Genomic DNA, 19449 nt, shown 5'->3' on the forward strand with positions numbered 1-19449 from the left:
GTCGGTCGGGCCCCGGGGGGCGGGGCTGGTCAGCGCGGGGTGAGCGGCGGGGGCTGCCAGCGGCCGTCCAGGACGGACGCCTCCGGGCCGTGGATCCGCAGCACGACGGCGAACGGGCCGTCCGGGGCGGGCAGCCAGTTGGCGGAGTGGTCGGCGTTCGCGGGGCGCTTGTGCTGGACGTAGAGGGTGAGGCCGCCGTCCCGGTCGCGGACCAGGCCGGGGGTGTCGCCGCCGACCGAGTAGCGGTCCAGGGTGTTGTCGACCAGCCGGTGCCCGGGGAGCGCGTACATGGTCGCGGACCAGAAGAAGCGGGCCGGGGGCAGGGCGTCCGGGGCGAAGCGGATCAGGTGGTCGCGGTCACTGGCGTTCGGCGGGCGGCGGCCCTCGCTGTCCGCCGCCCAACGGCCGTACCAGACCTCCTCGGCGGGCAGCCCGTACGGGCCGAGCTCGGCGGCGACGGCCTGCCGGAGGAAGTCCGCGCCGAGCTGTTCGCGGGTGCCGAACATGCCTGCGGAGTCGCGGAGTTCGGCGAGGGCCCGGGTCAGCCGGGCGCGGCCGTCGGCGATCCCGCGGTCGAGCTCGGCGCGGACCTCCAGCGGGAGGACGGCGGGTTCGAACTCGCCGCGGCCGTCGATGCCGAGGTCGGTGAGGCGGCCGCGCAGCTCGGTCTCGGCGGGTGGCAGCTCGTCGGTCAGCGGGAAGAAGCCGAGCAGGAAGTCCAGGAAGGTGAGGAACTCGACGCCCTCCAGGACTTCGTCGCGCCAGACCGGCCAGAGCGGTTCGGGGGCGGGGGCGGGCGCCGGGGTGCCGGCGTACTCGTGCAGCGGGCGCAGCCGGTACTGCTCCTGGACGGCCTTCAGTGCGGCGAGGTCGGCGGGAGTGGTGCCGGTGAGGCGGGTGTGGCCGACGATGCCGACCAGCCGGGTGGTGGTGCGGATCACGCCGTGGAGGCCGGGCGGGGGCTCGCCGTGCCAGTCGGGGCCGGCCACCAGGTAGTCCCCGGCGTCCTGGCCGGTGGTCCGGGAACCGATCAACCCGGCGTGCAGGGTGTCGAGTTCGTGCACCGCTAGGACGTGGTAGCGGTCCTGGGCGGGGACCGAGAGCACCCACGGTTCGGCGCGCAGGTCGAGCCAGGCGTGGGAGGGGAGGGTGTCGTTGTCGGGGGTGACGGCGTCGGTGTCGGCGGGGGTGGCCGGTCGCGCGGCGTGCCGGAACACGCCGAACCCGCCGACGTAGCCGGGGTCCGCCTCGTCCAGGGCCTGGGCGTAGAGGGTGCGGTAGGTCCGCAGGACGGGGTGGCCGCGGATCCAGGCCTCGGCCGCGGTCGCGCGGATGGTGGCCGGATCGACGAGTGCCGGGTTGACCATGCTGTCGCTCTCCCAGGCCGGGTCAGGTCATGGATCGGGTCAGATCGTGGATCGCCGGATCAGATCATGGATCGAGCGATCGGTACATCTGGGATGCTAAGTGGGGTGGGGTGGGGTGGCACGTCGGGCGGCGCCCGGCCCGGCGCGGCTGCTCCGGCCCAGCCGATCCGGCACTCTGCTCAGCGCTAATCCGGGTGTGCGGGCGGCGGCGCCGGGACAAGCTGGGCGGCATGAAGATCCTCCTGCTCGGGGGCTCGTCCTTCCTCGGACGCGCCTACGCCGCCGAAGCGCTTGCCCGCGGCCACCAGGTCACCACCTTCAACCGCGGCCGCAGCGCCCCCGACCTGCCCGGGGTCGAGGCCGTCCGGGGCGACCGCGACAGCGCCGAGGACCTCGTCCGGCTGGTCGAGGGCCGCCGCTGGGACGCCGTCGTCGACACCTCCGCCCAGCAGCCCGCCCAGGCCGCGCTCTCCGCCCGGCTGCTGCGCGAGCGGGCCGACCACTACACCTTCGTCTCCTCGGTGCACGCCTACGCCGACTGGGCCACCCGGATGATCACCGAGGACTCCCCGCTCCTCCCCTGCCCCGCCGACGCCCCGCCCGGCCTGCCGTTCGGCCGGGAGCTGAAGGCGGGCGGCGAGCGCGCGGTGCTGGAGGGCTTCGGCGCCGGGCGCACCCTGGTGCTCAGCAGCGGGCTGCTGATCGGACCGTACGAGCGCGGCGGCCGGCTGCCCTGGTGGCTCGAGCGGATGGCCCGCGGCGGGCGGGTGCTCGCCCCCGGCGATCCGGGGCGGACCATGCAGGTGATCGACGTCCGGGACTTCGCCGCCTTCGGGCTCGACCTGCTGACGGCCGGGACGGCGGGGCGCTTCCTCACCACGGCGCCGCCCGGGCAGCTTGCCTTCGGGCAGTGGCTGGAGACCTGCCGGGAGGTCGCGGGCGCGGCGGGCACCGAGCTGGTCCGGGTCGACGACGGGCCGCTGCTCGCCGAGGGGCCGGACCAGGTCACCCCCTGGTTCGAACTCCCCTTCTGGGCGCCGGACCTGCCGGACTGGGCGTACATCTGGCAGGTCGACAGCAGCCGCGCCCGGGCGGCCGGGCTGCGCTGCCGCCCGTTCGCGGAGACCGCGCGGGACACCTGGGAGTGGCTGCGCACCCGAGGGTCGGCCGAGGACACCGACACCGAGGGGCGCAAGCGTGCGCCGGGGTCGCAGTTCACCCAGGGCATCGAACCGGCCAAGGAGCAGCGGCTGTTGGCCGCGCACGGATGACGCGCCGCCGGTGACGCGGCGGAGTGGGAGGTCGGCCGGGTCGACTTCCCACTCCGGGTGGAGCACGCCTCAGTGGGTGCGGCGGGTCACCAGCTCGGCGAGGGCCAGCAGTTCGTCGGCCGCGGACGGCTCCGGTACGGCCACGGCCAGCTGCGCCATCGCCGCGGCCATCCGCTCGCAGGACTCGCCCTGCGCCCAGCCTCGCCCGCCGGCCGCGTCGACGGCGGCCGCGCAGCGCGTCAACTCCTCGGAGCTGAACGGGCGTTCCAGCGCGTACAGCTCGGCGAGCCGGGCGCCCTCGGGGGTGCCCGAGCCGAGCGCCTTGACCACCGGCAGCGACTTCTTCCGGGCGACCAGGTCCGCGCCGACCGGCTTGCCGGTGACCGCTGGGTCCCCCCAGATGCCGATCAGGTCGTCGATCAGCTGGAAGGCCAGGCCGATCTCGCGGCCGAAGCCGTCCATCGCCTGCGCGGCCTCCTCCGTCCCGCCGCCGTACAGCGCGCCCATCGCGCAGGCGGCGCCGAGCAGGGCGCCGGTCTTGGCCTCGGCCATCGCCAGGCACTCGGTGAGCGAGACGTCGTTGCGCTGCTCGAAGGCGCAGTCGATCTGCTGGCCCTCGCAGAGTTCGACCACGCAGTCGGCCAGCCGGCGGATCGAGCCCCGGGCAGCCGGGTGGGCGTCCTCGGCGACCAGCCGCAGCGCGAGGGAGTGCATCGCGTCGCCGGCCAGGATGGCCTCGGTGGTGCCGAACACCCGCCAGGCGGTGGGCCGGTGGCGGCGGGTGTCGTCCCGGTCGATGACGTCGTCGTGGAGCAGGGTGAAGTTGTGCACCAGCTCCACCGCGGCGGCCGCGGCGACGGCCGTGCCGGGGGTGCCGCCGAGGGCCTGGGTGGCGGCGAGGACCAGGGCGGGACGGATCGCCTTGCCGGACGGGGCCTCGGAGGGCGTGCCGTCGGCCTCCCACCAGCCGAAGTGGTAGCCGGCCACCTTGCGCATCGTGCCGGGCAGCGAGTCGACGGCGGCCCGCAGCACCGGGTCGACCAGCCCGCGGGCGCGGGCGAGGATGTCGGCCGCCTCGTGGCCCTCTTTGTGGTCCCGCTCCAGCGTGGAGCTCGTCATGGGTTCCTCCCCCTGTAGGGCGCGTGCGTGGGACGGCCGGCCCGTCGGGCGGCCGGATTGCGCCGGGGCGGCGGGCCGGTGGCCGTACGCGCCGCGGCGCGCCGCCCGGCCGGGGTCGCCCGACCGGGGACACCAGCCAGGGCCGGGCGGCGCGGATCGGGCTCGGATGCCGGAGCCGGCGGCTGTCGTCAGCGCTGGGCGACGTCCACGTTCTCCAGCACGCCGATGGCGTCCGGAACCAGGATCGCGGCCGAGTAGTAGGCGCTCACCAGGTAGGAGATGATGGCCTTCTCGTCGATTCCCATGAACCGCACCGAAAGGCCCGGCTGGTATTCGTCCGGAATTCCGGTCTGGTGCAGACCGATGACGCCCTGGTTGTCCTCGCCGATGCGCATCGCGATGATCGAGCTGGTGTGCCCGCCGACGACCGGGATCTTGTTGCACGGGAAGATCGGCACTCCGCGCCAGGCGCTGACGTGCTTGCCCTCGACCTCGACGGTGCCCGGGTAGAGGCCGCGCTTGTTGCACTCCCGGCCGAAGGCGGCGATGGCCTTGGGGTGGGCCAGGAACATCCTGGTGCTGCGGCGGCGGCTGAGCAGCTCGTCCATGTCGTCCGGGGTGGGCGGGCCGGAGTGGGTCTGGATCCGCTGGTCGTACTCGGCGCTCTCCAGCAGGCCGAACTCGGGGTTGTTGATGAGCTCGTGCTCCTGGCGCTCGCGCAGGGCCTCGATGGTCAGCCGGAGCTGGTGCTCGGTCTGGTTCATCGGCTTGTTGTAGAGGTCGGCGACCCGGGTGTGCACCTTGAGGATGGTCTGCGCGACGCTGAGCTCGTACTCGCGTGGCTTGAGCTCGTAGTCCACGAAGGCGCCGGGCAGCTCGTACTCGCCCTCGTGACCGGCGGAGAGGTCGATCGCGGCCTCGCCGTGCTTGTTCTGCGCCTGCTGGAAGCCGTTCAGGTACTCCATGATCTGCAGCTGCAGCGACTCGGAGCGGTCGTGCAGCTCCTGGAAGGAGGGCCAGGCGAGGGTCATCACGGTGCCGGCGGTGGCGGCGCGGACGGTGTACGGCCAGCTGCCGTCCTCCTCCTGGAGCGCCTCGTCGCCCAGGTGGTCGCCGTCGGCCAGGGTGCCGACCACCGTCTCCTCGCCGTACTTGCCGGTGCCGAGCCGCTCCAGCTTGCCGTGCGCGATCAGGAAGACCTCGCTGATCGGCGTGCCCGCGGTGACCAGGACGTCCCCCGCGTCGAACTGCCGCTGCACGAAGCGGCCGGCCAGTTCCTCCAGCACGGCCTCGTCCTGGTAACCGCGCAGCACCGGCACCTCGGCCAGCGTCTGCGGGACGATCCGCACCTCGGAACCGGTCTTGACGAAGCTCACCCGGCCGCGGCCGACCTTGTGGCGCAGGCGGCGGTTGACCCGGTACGTGCCGCCGGAGACCTGCACCCAGGGCAGCATCCTGAGCAGCCAGCGCGGGCTGATGCCCTGCATCTGGGGCGCGGACTTGGTGGTCGTGGCGAGGTTCCGCGCGCCCGCCGTGCTCAGGGACTGCTGCTGCCGGATCTCCGGCTGCGCGCCCGGCGCAGGAATACCGGCGTTGGTTTCGGTCGACATAGGAGAGCCCTTCACATGCCCGATGAAGTGTCGCCTTGCACATTCGTGTTGCAGCTTCATGGTGGGCCCGTTCGGGGATGACCGCAATCACTCGATCGAGTGGTTCTGAATAACCGAACAAATAGTACGACTAGATCGCCTGATCGATATTTGTTCGACTATTTATTCGAAACCATCGGAATTCCGCGCCCCATCTTCCCCCATCCGGCCGCTACAGCGGGCCGTTCCAGTCCAGCGTGGGCTCCAGCACCCCCTCCAGGGTGAGCAGCCAGCGCTTCACGTCGATCCCCACCCGGCCGCCGCCGAAGCCGCCGATGCCGTCCGCCGCGACCACCCGGTGGCAGGGCACCAGCAGGGCGACCGGGTTGGCGGCCATCATCTGCCCGACCGTCCGGGCGGCCAGGCCGGGTTCCGTGACGTCCTCGAACACCCCGCTGCGGGCGGCCAGTTCGCCGTAGGTGATGGTCCGGCCGTACGGCACCTGCTCCCACAGCGTCCGCAGGACCGTGCGGTGCGGGCCGGAGCTGAGGCTCCAGTCGATCGGCAGGCCCAACTCGCGGGTGCGGCCCGCCAGGTAGGCGCCGATCCGCTCGGTGACGGCGGTGATCTTCGCCGGGTCGGTGCACGGCGGCGTCTCGCCGTCCCGTCCGCCGTAACCGGCGGCCGCCACGCCCAGCGGGGTCACCGCGATGCGCATCGGGCCGCTGGGCAGCGGGGTCGGCACGGTCAGCCAGGACAACGACCGGGACTGCGGCACGCTCGGGCCCCCACCCTCCTGCGGGTCGGCCGCCGGCCGGCCCGGCGACCACGGGGCGCTCCGGACCGGCCCGCCCCGCGCGCCATCGTACGGCGGGCGGGACGGGCCTTCGACCGGTCCGGTCAGAGCTGCCCCTTCAAGCCGCGGGCGGTCGACGCGCACCAGTGCACCAGCTCGGCGCGGTCCGGCGAGTGGCCCTCGCACAGCACGGCGAGCTGGGCCTCGGTGATCCGGTCCGGCCCCGGGATCTCCAGCAGGTACGCCAGGTCGGCCAGCACGGTGGCCAGCCGTTCCGCGTCCGTGTGGTCCAGGGTGGCCGCGGCCTGGTGGTGGCTGATGGTGAGCGAACCGGGCATGGTGAACCTCCTCCGTACCCCCTCCGTCCACCGTACGACCGCCCCGGCCACCCCGCCCGCCGCGGAGGCACGCACGCGTGGGCGGAGCGACCGGCTGTGCCCCGGGGCCGGCCGGACGCGGTGCGCGGTGGGCCGCACCGATGGTGGCCGGGGGTGCGCCCCGGAGCCGTCCGAGGGATGGGTCAGTCGTCCGGGCCCTCCTCCCAGCGACGGTTCCGTACGGCCGGTACGCCCAACACTACGACCCCGGCCGCCACTTGCCAGACCGCTCCGAGCGACAACACGTCGCCGGTGCCGAACCGGGCCGACAACGGACCGGCCGCCGCCAGTCCGAGCGGGCCGAGGACGAAGGCACCGAGCGCCCCGTAGGAGGTCAGCCGGCCCAGCAGCTCCGGCGGGACCCACTGCTGCATCGTGGTGCTGTACAGCGTCCCGCAGACCGCCGAACCGAACCCCGCCACCAGCGCGCCGGCGACCACCCAGGGCAGCGCCGCCCCGGCCGCCAGCGCGGCGGACGGCAGCGCCCAGGCCAGCGCGGCCACGGTGGCCACCGCGAGTGGCCGCCCCGGTCGGCGGCCGAGCATCAGCAGGCCGCCCAGCACCGCGCCGGCGCCGTACACGCCCATCACCAGGCCCCAGGCCCGGGCGCCGCCGAGCCGCTGCTGCGCGATCAGCGGGCCGAGCACCAGGAACGGGGCCCAGACCAGCAGGTTGAACAGGCTCATCTGCGCGGTGGTGATCCACAGCCACGGGCGGGCGGTGAACCCCGACCAGCCGGCCCGCAGTTCCCGGAGCATCGAGTCCCCGCCGTCCGCCTCCGGGCGCTCGGGCAGCCGCAGGCCGGCCAGCGCCAGGGCGCTGACGCCGTACGTCAACGCGTCGATCAGCAGCACCGCCGCCGGACCCCACCCGGCGGTGACCAGGCCGGCCAGCGCGGGGCCGGCCACCGAGGACACCGAACGGGACAGGCCCAGCAGGGTGTTGCCCTCCGCCAGCAGTTCCTGGCGGCGCACCAGGTCGGGCACGATCGCGCCGAAGGCGGGCGTGAACAGCCCCTCGCCGATCCCCCAGACCGCCACCAGCGCGACCATCGCCCAGACCGGCGCGTGCCCGGCCGCCAGCAGCGCGGCGAACAGCGCCTGGACCAGGCCGCGCAGGACGTCCGAGCCCAGCATCAGCCGGCGGCTGCCCAGCCGGTCCGCGATCACCCCGCCGGCCGGCAGGACCAGCACCACCGGGAGGATCCGGGCGGCCAGCACCCAGCCGACGTCGGTGCCGCTCCCACCGCCGTCGAGCACCGAGAAGGCCACCGCGACGGGCGCCATCGAGGAGCCGAGGAGGGAGGTCGTGTACCCGATGAAGAAGCGGGTGAATTCGCGCTCGCCCAGCACGGCGAGACGGCCTCCGGGGCGCCGGGGACGGGCCGGAATCCGTTCTGTTTCCACTGCCATGGGCAGTCAGTCTGCGCTCGCGGGGGAACCGGGTTCAAGGGGTTCCGGGGAAAAACCTGAGCCTTTTGGCATCAATGTCGGGGTGGATTGCCGCTGCCGCAGTAAAAGGCTGGCCAAATGGCCGCTGAGCTGCCTTTTACTGCGGAGCGTGGAGGAGTGCGGATATATTTCGAGCGTGTCGGTTCGGGTCGTTTACTGCGGAAGAAGGCGGACGTGACGGAGCTCCCCCCGGTCGAGTACGGCGTCGCCGTCGAGCGCTACCTGGCCGCCTCCGGGCTCGCCGAGGGCTCCCGGCGGATCTACCGGATCGCCCTGAGCACCTGGGCCTGGGCGCTCGCCGACCGGCCCGCCCCCACCGGCCCCGAACGGCGGCGCGCCCGCCCGCCCGTGCTGCCGCTCGCACTGCTCGACCACCCGGACGCCGCCGAGCGCCTGCGCGCCGCCGTCGCCCGGCGCGCGGCCGACACCGACCCGCGCACGCTCAACCGCGAGCTCTCCACCCTGCGCGCGGCCGTCGCCTGGTGGCGGGCCCGGGGCTGGATCGACGGCGACCCGAGCGCCGCGCTGCGCCCCAGCCCGCTGCCCGAACCGGCCGGGGCCGGGGCCGCGTTGACCGCGGAGCAACTGCGCGCGCTGTTCGCCCGCCGGGCACCGCTGCGCGAGCAGACGCTCTGGCACCTGCTGCACGAGTCCGGCGGCGCCATCGAGACCGTACTGGCCCTGAACACCGACCAGTTGGACCTCCCCGGCCGCCGCACCCACCCCCGCTCCGACCGCCCCCGGCTGCACTGGGGCACCGGCACCGCCCGGCTGCTCCCGCTGCTGATCGCCGGCCGCTCCGGCGGCCCGCTCTTCCTCACCGACCGCCGCGCCCCGGCCGGCACCCCCGCCACCGACCGCTGCCCGCACACCGGCCGCGCCCGCCTCTCCTACCGCCGCGCGGCCGAGCTGTTCACGGCGCACACCCGGGTGCTCTCCGAACCGGGCTGGACGCTCCGGCAGCTGCGGGCGGGGCGGTAGCGCCGCCTCGGCTCGGCGGGTGGGGGCCCCCGACGTCTACCGGGCGGCCCAGGTCGCCTACCGGACGGCCCAGGTCGGGGTCGCGGCCCGGTCGAGGCGGGCGTAGCCGGCGTCCTGGGCGAGCAGTTCCCGGTGGTTGCCGCAGGCGACGACGCGGCCTTCGCGCAGTAGGACGATCCGGTCGGCGTTCCGTACGGTGAGCAGGTTGTGCGAGATGATGATCGTCGTCCGTCCGCTCATCAGTCGGCCCAGCGGCTCCAGGATCCGCCACCCCGACTCCGCGTCCAGCCCGGTGGTCGGCTCGTCCAGCAGCAGCACGGGCGCGTCCCGGACCATCGCCCGGGCGATCGCGATCCGCTGGCGCTGGCCGCCGGACAGCAGCCGTCCGTGCTGGCCCACCACCGTGTCGTAGCCGTCCGGCAGCCGGCTGACGAACTCGTGCGCGTCGGCGGCCCGGGCGGCCGCCACGATCTGCGCGTCGGTGGCGTCCGGGCGGCCGTAGGCGATGTTGTCCCGGACGGTGCCGTGGACGACCAGGGTCTCCTGCAGCAGCACCGCGATGTGCTCGCGCAGGTCGGTCAGTGCCAGGTCGCGCAGGTCGGTGCCGTCCAGCCGGACGGCGCCGTGCTCCGGGTCGTAGAAGCGCAGCAGCAGCTTGGCGACGGTCGACTTGCCCGCCCCGCTCTCCCCGACCAGCGCCACCGTCTCGCCCGGGTCGGCCCGGAAGGAGACGTCCTGCAGCGCCGCCCGGGTCGTGCCCGGGTAGCGGAACCGCACGCCGTCGAAGGCCACCGCCCCGCGCACCCGGGCCGGGCGCAGCGGTCTGGGCGGATCGGCCACCTGCGGCTGCTGGTCCTGGAGTTCGATGATCCGCTCGGCGGCGGCCGCGGCCGAGAAGAAGCTGTTGCTGAGCCGCCCGATCCCCTGGACCGGGCCGTAGAGACGGCTCAACAGAGCGACGAAGACGAGGAGTTCGCCGAGGGTGAGGCGGCCGCGGGCCAGCTCCCAGGCCCCCAGCCCGAGCACGATCAGCGCGCCGACCAGTTCCAGCATGTCCACGATCGGCCGGAACAGCGCGCGAATCCGGGTGGCCGCCATGGTCGCCCGGAACCGCGCCAGGTTCTCCCGCAGGAAGCGCTGCTGCTCCCAGTCCTGCCGGTTGTACGCCTGGACGAGGGCGATGTTGCCGAGCGTCTCCTCGGCGAGGGCGCTGACCGAGCCGCTGCGGCGCCGCCGCTCGCGGGACGCCGCCTTCACCTTCACCGAGAAGCGCCGGGCGGTGATCCAGAACAGCGGTGCGACCACCAGGGCCGTCAGCGTGAGGTCCCAGCGCAGGTAGAACAGCACGCCAAGGAAGACGGCCAGCTCGGCGACGTACGCGACCGCGTTCAGGACGCCCGAGAGCAGGAAGGTCTCGACCGCCTCGATGTCCGCGGTCAGCCGCGACAGTACGTCGCCGAGCCGCCGCCGCTCGAAGAAGCCCAGTGGCAGGCCCTGCAGGTGCCGGAACACGTCCGTGCGCAGGGCGAGGAGGAAGCGCTCGCTGACCCAGGTGGAGAGCGTCTCGTCGGCGAAACCCAAGCCTCCCGCCAGCAGGGTCAGCCCGGCGTAACCGAGCGCCACCGGCAGGAACAGCCCGAGTCTGCGCGGCACCAGCACCTCGTCGACGACGATCTTGAACAGCCAGATCATCGCCGCGTCGACCACCGGGCCGAGCAGGACGAGCACCACCAGGAGGATCAGCCAGCGTCTTCCCCCTCGGGTGTAGGGCCAGAACTGCCGGAAGATCCGCCGCAGCGGCACGACCGGGGCCGGGGCGACAACCGGGTCCGCCCGGCCGTCGCCGTCACCCGTGTCGACGGCCGTCAACCGCCGCAGGGACCACACCAGTTCGTCCTAGCCAGGGACCACGATCGGTCCGTGGGCGTCAGCCGTCAGTACCAGTCGTCCCGGTCCCGGCCGCCACCGAAGCGACCACCGTGGTCGTCGTCGAAGTCGTCCCTGTCGCGCCGGAAGTCGTCGCGGCCTTCCCCGCGGTCACCGCGGTCACCGCGGTCGTCGCGGTCACCGCCGCCGCGCCGCAGCGTCGGCAGGAGGTTGGAGAGGATGCTCATCACTGCCACCTTTCTCTCGGTTTCTCCCCCACCGTGATGTACGGACGGGCGGGCGGGGGTGCTCAGTCCCCGACACATGTCACCGGGTGTGTTCCGCCGTGCGGCAGGGGTTCCGCCGCGGGTCCGATCCGGTCGGCCGGGGACCGTTACCCAGCCGATGGGCGACCGTGACGCGGCCGGGCGGGCACCGCGACACACCCCTCCTACCGTCACTGACGACGCACCGACCGGCCGTACGGGCCGGGGGCGTTCGCGAGAGCCGCGGTCTCGCCACTGACGTGTTCACCAGAGTCACGAAGGAGAACCACCGCATGAGCAGGAGCCGCACCCACCGTTCGACCGCCCGTCGGATGCTGGCGGTCTGCGCCATGACCGGCGCCGCGCTGGCGACCGTCGTCACCGGCGGGCAGGCCTGGGCCGACGGAACCCCGCAGCCCGCCCCCACCGCCCACGCGCCCGCCGACTCGGCGCCGGCCGGCGCGGCCGCGGGCGTGGCCCGCCCCTCCGCCGCCCCCACCAAGCCGGCCCGCCCGGTCGGCCCCGGTCAGTCGGCTCCGGCGGGCGCGGCCACCGCCGACGTCGCCCACGAGCTGCGCACCCCGCTCACCGGCCTGGTCACCGCCGCCGAGCTCCTGCCGCCCGGCCGCCCCACCCAGCTGGTGCAGAACCGGGTCCAGGCCCTGCGCGCCCTCGTCGGGACCTCCTCGAGGTCTCCCGCCTGGACGCGGACGTCGAGTCCCCCCGACCTCTCCGCCGTCCCGCTGGAACGCGCGGTGCGCCGCACCGTCACCCTCACCGGCCTCGACGTCTCGATCGGGATCACCTCCGACCAGGAGGTCCGCACCGACCTGCGCCGCCTCGACCGCATCCTCGGCAACCTGCTGCTCAACGCCCACCGCCACGGCGCCGGCCCGGTCGAACTCCACGTCGACGGCCGCCGCATCACCGTCCGCGACCACGGCCCCGGCTACCCCGACGACCTCCTCCAGCACGGTCCCCAGCGCTTCCGCACCAACGCCCCCGAACGCGGCCGCGGCCACGGCCTCGGCCTCACCAGCGCCACCGGCCACACCCGCGTCATCGGCGCCACCCTCACCTTCACCAACCACCCCGCCGGCGGCGCTCTCGCCACCCTCACCCTCCCCCCGGACTGACCACCCGCCCCGCTCACCAACGCCGAAGGGCCCCCTGTCGGGTGCCGAGCCGTCGCCCGACTCCACGAACTCGGCTACCGTCGCCCTCGACCCGATGGAGACCACGGAGGGAACGGGCAGGCAGGAACCCGGCGTGGACTCGTTCGACGAGTCGGAGCGGATAGCGCCGAGCACAACACCCCGTTATCGGCCGTTGTCCGCCGGCCTTCGCACGCGGGACGCGGTCACCGCCACCAGCAGGCCCAGAACGATGCAGGCGGCACAGATGAGGAACATCGTCTGGTACCCGGTGGCCTGGGCGATCAGCCCGAGGGAACCGCTGCCGATGGCGACACCCACCGTGAAGCAGGCCCCGAAGACCGACAGCGCCATGGCGCGCCCGCGCTCGCTGACCGAGCGCACCACCAACACTCCCAACGCCGGGTAGATCTGCCACATGCCCACGCCGGTGAGCACACCGCCGACCACACCCATACCCAGCCCGTGCGACAGCCCGACGAGCGCGATCCCCACGGCCTCGACCAGGAACAGGCCCGCCAGCTCCACCCGCCGCTTGGCCTCCCAACGGATCCAGGTACCCGCTATGCGCAACAGCACCACGGTCAGGGAGTACGCGGTGACCACGGCCGCTCCGCCGGCGACACCCAGGGCGTTGAACTTCGCGACCGCGAAGCTGGCGACGGCGGCGAAGCCGAACGCGGTGAAGACCAGTGCGACGCTCGGCAGCACGGTGCCCAGCAGTGCCTGGCGCCGCTCGACGCCTGCCTTCTCCGCCTTCGGGGAGAAACGCACCTCGGGCACGTACAAAGCGATCGGGATGACGAGCAGGGCGACCAGCCCGGCGACCACGAACGTGTCTGCCGCGCCCGCCCAGCGACCGATCAACGCACCCAGCGGAGCACCCACCCCCAGGGCGAGGTAGTTGACGGTACCGCCCAACCCCAACGCCCAGCTCTGCCGGTCCTTGGCAACCAACTGCACGGGCCAGACCCCGGTCGCGGCCTGCATCACTCCCATACCGACACCCGCCAGCAGACGCAGGCCCACCAGTTCGGTAACAGACCCAGCCAGCGGATAACACACAGTGGCCAACACCGTCAGCAACGTCCCACCGACGGTCAGAGCCCGGGCACCGAGACGGTTCATCAACGCGCCCGACACCGGCCGCGACAGCAGGGAAGTCAACGCGTAACTGCTGACGACCGCACCGACGTCCGCCGGGCCGCCGTGCAACCGATCCGTCACGTAACCGGGCAGGATCGGAATCGTCAAAGCGAACGGCAGATAACCGATCCCAGTGGCCAGCGAGATCAACAGCGCGTACCGCATGGACCGCTTGTCAGTGGTCTCGACGACCTCGGAATCCTGCTCAGTCAGCACAGAACCGCTCCCCCCGGCCCAGGAACGAACCTGCCAGGAACGAACCCGGAACGGAATACACGCTCACGACCCGCGTCCCTCGACCCCACACCCACCGAGCCCGTCAACTTCCCGCACGAGACCTCCCGAGGAACCGACCAGCCGGCCAGCCGTCCAGGTCACGAGGGCAGACGTACAACCGGCAACCCACCAAGTACGCCAACCGCTCAGAACGGACCACGTACCGCGCCGGCTGACCCGCTCGACACCCCCGAACCGGCCACCAGTACGATCGCCGACACCGTCCTGCGCATCTGGAGCAAACAGCTCAACACCCCGGTGCCCCCCAGACAGTTCTACATGCACTCCACCGCGGCACAGTTCGCCGAACTCGTCCAACAGCTCAGCGAAGCCGACCACTGAGCAGGGTCGGGGACTGGAGCGGTTGCCGATGCTCCGTTTCCAGTCCCCGCCGCTTCGAACCGTGCGTGCGGTTCGCCCGCACACGGCTTTCCGACATCGATCACCGGCTGGTGCACACCGTCACCAAGTGCACGTTCCGGGCGGGCGGTAGACCCCCGCGCCGACTGATCCACCCGTAGGTTCAACGGGTCGTCCGATTCCGGCCCCGCAGGCCGTGCTTCCGGCTGGCGGAGACCGCCGGCCGCTCATGGACGCTGCCGCCGGCCTCGGCCCATTCGTCGAGGGTGCGCCGGGCTTCAGCGGCGAGCGGGTGGTGCGGGCCGTAGAACCGCTCGGTGTCGACGAGCAGTCGCAGCTGGGCCGTGCGGGCGCCGGTGTGGTCACCGGCCGCGAAGAGCAGGTGCGCTGTGCGGCTGCGGACCTCCAGTGCGAACGCCGGATCGTCGTCGGCGAGCCGGTCCAGCTGGGGAAGCAGGGACCGGTACTCGGCGAGCGCCGAGACGTGGTCGCCGAGGTGTTCCAGGCACTGCGCCGCCTCGACGCGGAAGCGAAGGGCCTGCGGGTCGGTCGGGCCGGCCTCGGCGGAGCGCTGCTCGATCAGCAGCCGGAACTCCGTCAGGGCGGCGCGGAACTGACCGTCCTCCAGCAAAGTCGCGGCGTAGTGCTTCCGCAGCATGTGGACGACGGGAGAGTTCCGGCCACGGGCCTCGGCGGCACCGGAGAGCGCTCTGCCGAGCACGCTCACGGCATGAGTGATCCGACCCGAATCCAGCAACCCCTTGGCCTCCTTGACGGCGGCGGCGATGTCGGCCGTCCCGCCGACGGGTGCGGGCGGATCCGGGTGCGGGTCCGCGGCGGGCACGGTCGACAAGTGCGGTGACCGACACGGCGGCTGCCCGCCGTGCCAGGGCGCGTAGGGCTGCCGGAACGGCCGGGTCGGGTCCATCGGGACCCCGGGGCCGTCAGGGCGGTTCGAGGCGGGCCCGGGCAGCAGGGGCGCCAGCGCGCGGTAAACCTCCGCCGCATCGGCCGGACGGTCCCGCGGGTCCTTGGCGAGCAGCCGCAGGACCAGGGCCTCCAGCGGTTCCGGCACCTCTGGCCGAAGCGCCCGCAGTGGCAGGGGCGGCTCGTGGAGGTGCCGGTGCAGCACGCCCAGCGCGGAGGCGCCGGCGAAGGGAACCGTACCGCCGAGCAGTTCGTGCAGGATCACGCCGAGCGAGTAGAGGTCGGCGCTCGGGCCGACTTCGCCACCCATGGCCTGCTCGGGTGCCATGTACGCGGGGCTGCCGATGGGAGACCCGGTGAGGGTGAGCCGCGTGGTGTCGGAGTCCAGGACGGCGGCGACACCGAGGTCGAGCACGACGAGGGTGCCGTCGGGACGGACCATGACATTGCGCGGCTTGAGGTCGCGGTGCACGGCCCGCACCGCGTGCACGGCGGTCAGCACCGGGCAGAGCTGCGCTGCCACGGCGACCGCCCACGGCCAGGGGTAGGGATCGTGCTCGGCCAAGTGGTCGGCCAGGTCCGCGCCGTCGACGTACTGCATGACCAGGTAGAGGTCGTCGCCATCGCTGGCGGCATCGTGCACGGTGACCAGTCCGGGGTGATCGACCTGGGCGGTGACCCGGCACTCCCGGGCGAAGCGCCGCCGGACTCCGTCGAAGTCCTCCGCCGCTTCGGGCATCCGGTCGGTCCGGAGCAGCTTGACCGCCACCCGCCGGTCCAGGACGTTGTCGTGCGCGGTCCACACCTGGCCCATGCCGCCCTGCCCGATGAGCGTCGCCAGCTCGTATCGCCCGGCGACGAGCCGGCCCTTCATGAGCGCTCCTGCTGCTCGAGGTAGGCGCTCAGTTCGTCGAGCCCGGCCCTGACCTGCCCGATGCGGTCCTGGCGCGGCAGGCCCGCAGACGGGTAGCCCGGCTGCGCCGCCGGCAGCGCCCCCGGGGTCCCCTGGCCGGGAACCACCCGGTCCGAAGGCCGCGGCCGCAGGTCGACGGCGAGGAAGTACGCCGGGGCGAAGGCCATGGTCCCGAGCAGGAGCACCACCCCGGTGACGGCCTGCCAGCTGTTCTTCCCGGACGGCCCGATCAGCGCCACCCCGCCGATGGACGCCGCCGCCACCGCGACGAGCACCAGCCAGTCGCGGCCGCGTCGGTGCACCAGCGCGAGGTACAGCATCGGGATCCAGCCCAGCATGCCGATGGTCAGCATCGGAACGGCGGCGAGCACCACCCGCAGAAGCACCCTCCACACGCGCGCGCCCCTCCGAAGCGGCGGCGCTGTGGGGACGGGGCCGTACATGGGCCAGCTCCTGCTCGGCGGAGGTTGATCGGTGATTGCCGGGGTCAGCCTACCGACCCGTCCGCCGGGCGGCCGTCCGCCCTCAGGACGGCCTGATGCTCCCGTCCGTCAGCCCGTCGTACAGGCCCTGGACGAGCAGTTCGCCCAGTCTCGCGGCCAGGCGTGTCGCGTCCTCGAAGGCGGCGACCGCGCGGAACCGCTCACCGTACCGCCGCTGGTCGGCCAGCGGCAGCCGGGGCACCTGGAGCCGGCGCACATCGAGCCGGGTTGCGGACGTGGTGAAGCTGCTGGCCTGCCGGTTGTTCGCACTGCTGCGCAGGAAGCCGGCGAGGAACCACGAGTCCAGGGTGTCGGGGTCGGGTCGCAGCAGGTAGACGTTGCGGCCCAGCGCGGCACCGGCGGTGGCTTCGTCGATCACGCGGGTCGCGGTGCCCCGGCCGAGCACGGGGATCACCACGTCCCCCGCCTGGACGAGCACCGGCTCCTCGTCCTCGCCCTCGGGCAGCACGCCGGAGGGGGCGCCGCCCGACACGATGTCGTGCTCGCTCAGGACCGGCGGGCCGCCGGTGCCGGCTCCGGCACCGCCCGTCCGCATCAACAGGGCTCCCGTCCTGGCCAGTTCGCCGAGGCTGGTCATCGGCCAGTGCGCGGGCGCGCTCTGGCCGCCCACCAGCGGCGCCAGTTCCACGGTGCGACGCAGGGCACCGGTCAGGCGTTCGCGGACCTCGCTCAGCGCGGCCTCTCCGGTGCCCGCCGCCCGAATCGGCAGGTGCCGGGCCGGGGTCACGTCCACGTCGTCGTCCAGCAGGTCGACCAACGGGACGGTGCGGCTGACGCCGGGCCGCTCCGGTGCCGCGCCGTCGCGGTCGAAGGCGTACCAGTCCTCCAGCACCGTGTTGCGCAGCTCCTGCCAGGGCAGCTTTCCCCCGCCGTCCGGCTGCTCGGCTGCGTTCACCAGCAGCAGTCGCTGCGGTTGCCGCGCGTCCGCCGCGGGGCGGCGCAGCACCCACAGGTGCAGGGGGATCCCGTACGGCGGGGCCACGCCCGCGGGCAGCGCGACGACCGCCCGGAGCGCGCCGCGCCGCAGCAGGTCCGCCCGGATCCGCCGGCCCGACCGGCGGGACGCCGCGGCGGGCGGCATCAGCAGCACGGCGCAGCCGTTCTCGCGCACATGGGCGAGGGCGTGCTGCACCCAGGCCAGCTCGGACTCGGTCCGCGGCGGCAGCCCGTACTCCCAGCGGGTGTCGTAGGCGAGCTCCTCATGTCCCCAGGAGCGCTCGTTGAACGGCGGGTGGCACAGCACGGCGTCCGCGCGCACGCCGGTGTGTGCGTCGGCGCGCAGGCTGTCGCCCGTCCGGATTCGCACCTCCCGGTCCGTGTGCAGGGCGAGGCGTACCGCGGTCAGCGCGGCGAGGTCCGGATCGGCTTCCTGACCGATCACCGTGGTGGTGGGACCGACCGCGCCGAGCAGGCCACCGAAGCCGCATGCGGGGTCCAGCACCAGCTCGGCGGGGCCGGCGAGTTCGGCCATCAGCTCCGAGAGCGGTGCGGGGGTCAGCGTGTACTGGCGCGGCCCCGCCTCCAAGTGGCGCCCCATCAGGAACTCGTACGCCCGGCGTGCGCCGAGTTCGTTCGCGAGCTCTGCGCCACCACGCAGCAGCGCCAGACGCTCCGTCAGCTCGGGCCCGCTCGGCACGGGTACCGGGTGGCCCTCGCCCAGGCGGGCGCGGAGTGCCTCGGCGAGCGCTTCAGGTAGCTCGCGGGCCGAACGGCGGTCGTCCGCGGTGATCAGTTCCTGCCAGCGGGTGGACTGATCGCGCAGCAGGAGCACGGCACCGACCAGCCGCAGCGCGGTCGCCGCCCCAGCCGGATCCCGTTCGATCTGCTGCCAGACCCGTTCCCGCAGGGGGACCTGGGCGAGCTTGCCCTGGTCGCGTAGCCACTGCTCGACGTCGGCCAGGTCGAAGACCGGGCTGGTGTCGGTGCCGCCGACGGGCTTGGGGAAGTCCGCGTGCCTGCGCCGCCAGTTGCTGACCGCGGCCCGGCCGACACCGGCCAACCGCGCGATCCCGGCGGCAGTGACGTCTGTCCTGTGCTCCGGCATTGAGTGGCCCTCCCCCGACTCTACGACTGAACACGATTCTACAATCCGCCTCACAGGAAATTCTTGCGTTGACGCGGTTCACAGCTCATGGTCTGATTGGCGCGCCGCTCACACAGCCTCCCTGCCCGAAAGGTGCACACCCCTCCATGTCTCAGCCACTCCGCCGGGCCACCCTGATCGCCTGCAGCGCCACCGCGGTTCTCGGCCTCGCCGCCTGCGGGCCGGAGAGCGCGTCCACCTCCACCTCCGCCTCCGCCGCCCCGGCCGCCCCGTCCGCAGCCGCGTCCGCCGGCACCGCCGCGTCCACCACCCCGGCCCCCGGCCCCGCCGCGGGCATCGCCGGCCTCCCCAACGGGAACAAGCTGAACGCCATGCTCCTGCCGGCCAGCGCGCTCCCACAGACGCTCAAGCTCGACCCCAGCGGCACCAAGAGCACCGGCGACGGATTCAACCCGCCGATCTCGCCCTCCGCCGTCCCCGCCACCAAGGCGTGCGACATGCTCAACGGGACGGGATGGGTCAACGCGGCCGGGATCAACGCCGCGTCCTTCGCCCAGAACGACTACACGGACGAATCGCAGAACCTGTTCGCCCAGGAGCTGGACGCCTACCGCGGCAACGACGCGCAGACGGTCATGGCCAACCTGAAGAAGACCCTCACCGCGTGCCACACCTTCACCGTCGCCCAGAACGGCCAGAACTACACCGCGACCGTCGCGCTGCAGAGCCTGCCCGGCGTCGGGGACGAAGCGCTCCAGGCGGTCATCACCTCACCGGACTGGACCGGGGGTAGCACGCTGGTGGCCGCCCGGGTCGGCAGCGTCGTGGTGACGACCTATGACAACAACCAGAGCAACACCGGAACTGCCGGCGTGGCCCTGACCAAGACCCTGGTCAAGAACGCGGCCTCCGCGCACTGAACGGCGTCGAGACAGCGGCGGGGGGGGGGCCGCGCCGGGGGGGGGCGGGGCCGCCCGGTGTTAAAAACAAACACAAGTGGGGAGGCCACCCCACCACACCCCGGGGGGGTAGAGAGGATGGGG

At 73.4% G+C, this 19449-nt stretch carries 15 protein-coding genes and 1 pseudogene; 4 read left to right on the plus strand and 12 right to left on the minus strand.

Annotated features, from left to right (window positions below; genetic code table 11):
* Positions 1-29: 29 nt before the first annotated feature.
* A complete protein-coding gene (locus ACWCYO_RS22620) occupies positions 30-1367 on the minus strand; it encodes a DUF1254 domain-containing protein (RefSeq protein WP_449785204.1) in 1338 nt (445 codons plus the stop codon).
* A gap of 230 nt (positions 1368-1597) precedes the next feature.
* Between ACWCYO_RS22620 and ACWCYO_RS22625 the strand changes: the two genes are divergently transcribed.
* Positions 1598-2638 (plus strand): NAD-dependent epimerase/dehydratase family protein, encoded by a 1041-nt coding sequence (locus tag ACWCYO_RS22625; RefSeq protein ID WP_449785205.1) that lies wholly within the window; start codon positions 1598-1600, stop codon positions 2636-2638.
* A gap of 69 nt (positions 2639-2707) precedes the next feature.
* Here the strand turns inward: ACWCYO_RS22625 and ACWCYO_RS22630 are convergent, their stop codons facing one another.
* The 5 genes from ACWCYO_RS22630 to ACWCYO_RS22650 form a co-directional block, all read right to left on the minus strand.
* Positions 2708-3757, minus strand: coding sequence for a family 2 encapsulin nanocompartment cargo protein polyprenyl transferase (locus tag ACWCYO_RS22630; RefSeq protein ID WP_449785206.1), 1050 nt, complete (start codon positions 3755-3757; stop codon positions 2708-2710).
* Between the two features lie 188 nt (positions 3758-3945).
* Positions 3946-5367 (minus strand): family 2B encapsulin nanocompartment shell protein, encoded by a 1422-nt coding sequence (locus ACWCYO_RS22635; protein WP_270146201.1) that lies wholly within the window; start codon positions 5365-5367, stop codon positions 3946-3948.
* A 211-nt stretch (positions 5368-5578) separates the two neighbouring features.
* The gene (locus ACWCYO_RS22640; RefSeq protein ID WP_270146200.1) at positions 5579-6124 is read right to left on the minus strand and encodes a methylated-DNA--[protein]-cysteine S-methyltransferase; all 546 of its coding nucleotides are present in this window, start codon (positions 6122-6124) and stop codon (positions 5579-5581) included.
* A 122-nt stretch (positions 6125-6246) separates the two neighbouring features.
* Complete coding sequence (locus ACWCYO_RS22645; RefSeq protein WP_270146199.1) at positions 6247-6480, minus strand: hypothetical protein; 234 nt, start codon at positions 6478-6480, stop codon at positions 6247-6249.
* A gap of 182 nt (positions 6481-6662) precedes the next feature.
* A complete protein-coding gene (locus ACWCYO_RS22650) occupies positions 6663-7931 on the minus strand; it encodes an MFS transporter (RefSeq protein WP_270146198.1) in 1269 nt (422 codons plus the stop codon).
* 213 nt (positions 7932-8144) lie between these two features.
* Between ACWCYO_RS22650 and ACWCYO_RS22655 the strand changes: the two genes are divergently transcribed.
* The gene (locus tag ACWCYO_RS22655; RefSeq protein ID WP_449785207.1) at positions 8145-8951 is read left to right on the plus strand and encodes a hypothetical protein; all 807 of its coding nucleotides are present in this window, start codon (positions 8145-8147) and stop codon (positions 8949-8951) included.
* A 57-nt stretch (positions 8952-9008) separates the two neighbouring features.
* On the opposite strand, the gene ACWCYO_RS22660 is transcribed toward ACWCYO_RS22655, so the two are convergent.
* Both ACWCYO_RS22660 and ACWCYO_RS22665 read right to left on the minus strand, forming a co-directional pair.
* On the minus strand, positions 9009-10838 hold the full coding sequence (locus ACWCYO_RS22660) for an ABC transporter ATP-binding protein (protein ID WP_449785208.1): 1830 nt from the start codon (positions 10836-10838) through the stop codon (positions 9009-9011).
* 47 nt (positions 10839-10885) lie between these two features.
* Positions 10886-11065 carry a hypothetical protein gene (locus ACWCYO_RS22665; RefSeq protein WP_449785209.1) on the minus strand — a complete coding sequence of 60 codons (180 nt, stop codon included), beginning with the start codon at positions 11063-11065 and terminating at the stop codon, positions 10886-10888.
* 569 nt (positions 11066-11634) lie between these two features.
* Here ACWCYO_RS22665 and ACWCYO_RS22670 point away from each other — a divergent pair.
* A pseudogene (locus tag ACWCYO_RS22670) lies at positions 11635-12219 on the plus strand (sensor histidine kinase); the annotation flags it as partial.
* Positions 12220-12402: 183 nt separating this feature from the next.
* Here ACWCYO_RS22670 and ACWCYO_RS22675 read toward each other — a convergent pair.
* The 4 genes from ACWCYO_RS22675 to ACWCYO_RS22690 form a co-directional block, all read right to left on the minus strand.
* Positions 12403-13599, minus strand: coding sequence for an MFS transporter (locus tag ACWCYO_RS22675; protein WP_270146191.1), 1197 nt, complete (start codon positions 13597-13599; stop codon positions 12403-12405).
* A gap of 583 nt (positions 13600-14182) precedes the next feature.
* Positions 14183-15820 carry a protein kinase domain-containing protein gene (locus ACWCYO_RS22680; RefSeq protein WP_449785210.1) on the minus strand — a complete coding sequence of 546 codons (1638 nt, stop codon included), beginning with the start codon at positions 15818-15820 and terminating at the stop codon, positions 14183-14185.
* The gene (locus ACWCYO_RS22685) at positions 15817-16254 is read right to left on the minus strand and encodes a hypothetical protein (RefSeq protein ID WP_449785211.1); all 438 of its coding nucleotides are present in this window, start codon (positions 16252-16254) and stop codon (positions 15817-15819) included. The genes ACWCYO_RS22680 and ACWCYO_RS22685 overlap by 4 nt, the downstream gene beginning before the upstream one ends.
* Positions 16255-16384: 130 nt before the next feature.
* Positions 16385-18406, minus strand: coding sequence for an N-6 DNA methylase (locus tag ACWCYO_RS22690; protein ID WP_449785212.1), 2022 nt, complete (start codon positions 18404-18406; stop codon positions 16385-16387).
* Positions 18407-18552: 146 nt separating this feature from the next.
* Between ACWCYO_RS22690 and ACWCYO_RS22695 the strand changes: the two genes are divergently transcribed.
* Entirely contained in the window at positions 18553-19326 is a 774-nt protein-coding gene (locus tag ACWCYO_RS22695) for a hypothetical protein (protein WP_449785213.1), read from the plus strand.
* Positions 19327-19449: the final 123 nt, after the last annotated feature.

This window comes from Kitasatospora sp. NPDC001683, from assembly GCF_053596495.1.

Coding starts and splice junctions, on each gene's coding strand:
- ACWCYO_RS22665 (WP_449785209.1), bottom strand. CDS start 11,065: ATGAGCATCCTCTCCAACCTCCTGCCGACGCTGCGGCGCGGCGGCGGT.
- ACWCYO_RS22635 (WP_270146201.1), bottom strand. CDS start 5,367: ATGTCGACCGAAACCAACGCCGGTATTCCTGCGCCGGGCGCGCAGCCG.
- ACWCYO_RS22625 (WP_449785205.1), top strand. CDS start 1,598: ATGAAGATCCTCCTGCTCGGGGGCTCGTCCTTCCTCGGACGCGCCTAC.
- ACWCYO_RS22690 (WP_449785212.1), bottom strand. CDS start 18,406: ATGCCGGAGCACAGGACAGACGTCACTGCCGCCGGGATCGCGCGGTTG.
- ACWCYO_RS22630 (WP_449785206.1), bottom strand. CDS start 3,757: ATGACGAGCTCCACGCTGGAGCGGGACCACAAAGAGGGCCACGAGGCG.
- ACWCYO_RS22650 (WP_270146198.1), bottom strand. CDS start 7,931: ATGGCAGTGGAAACAGAACGGATTCCGGCCCGTCCCCGGCGCCCCGGA.
- ACWCYO_RS22695 (WP_449785213.1), top strand. CDS start 18,553: ATGTCTCAGCCACTCCGCCGGGCCACCCTGATCGCCTGCAGCGCCACC.
- ACWCYO_RS22680 (WP_449785210.1), bottom strand. CDS start 15,820: ATGAAGGGCCGGCTCGTCGCCGGGCGATACGAGCTGGCGACGCTCATC.
- ACWCYO_RS22645 (WP_270146199.1), bottom strand. CDS start 6,480: ATGCCCGGTTCGCTCACCATCAGCCACCACCAGGCCGCGGCCACCCTG.
- ACWCYO_RS22620 (WP_449785204.1), bottom strand. CDS start 1,367: ATGGTCAACCCGGCACTCGTCGATCCGGCCACCATCCGCGCGACCGCG.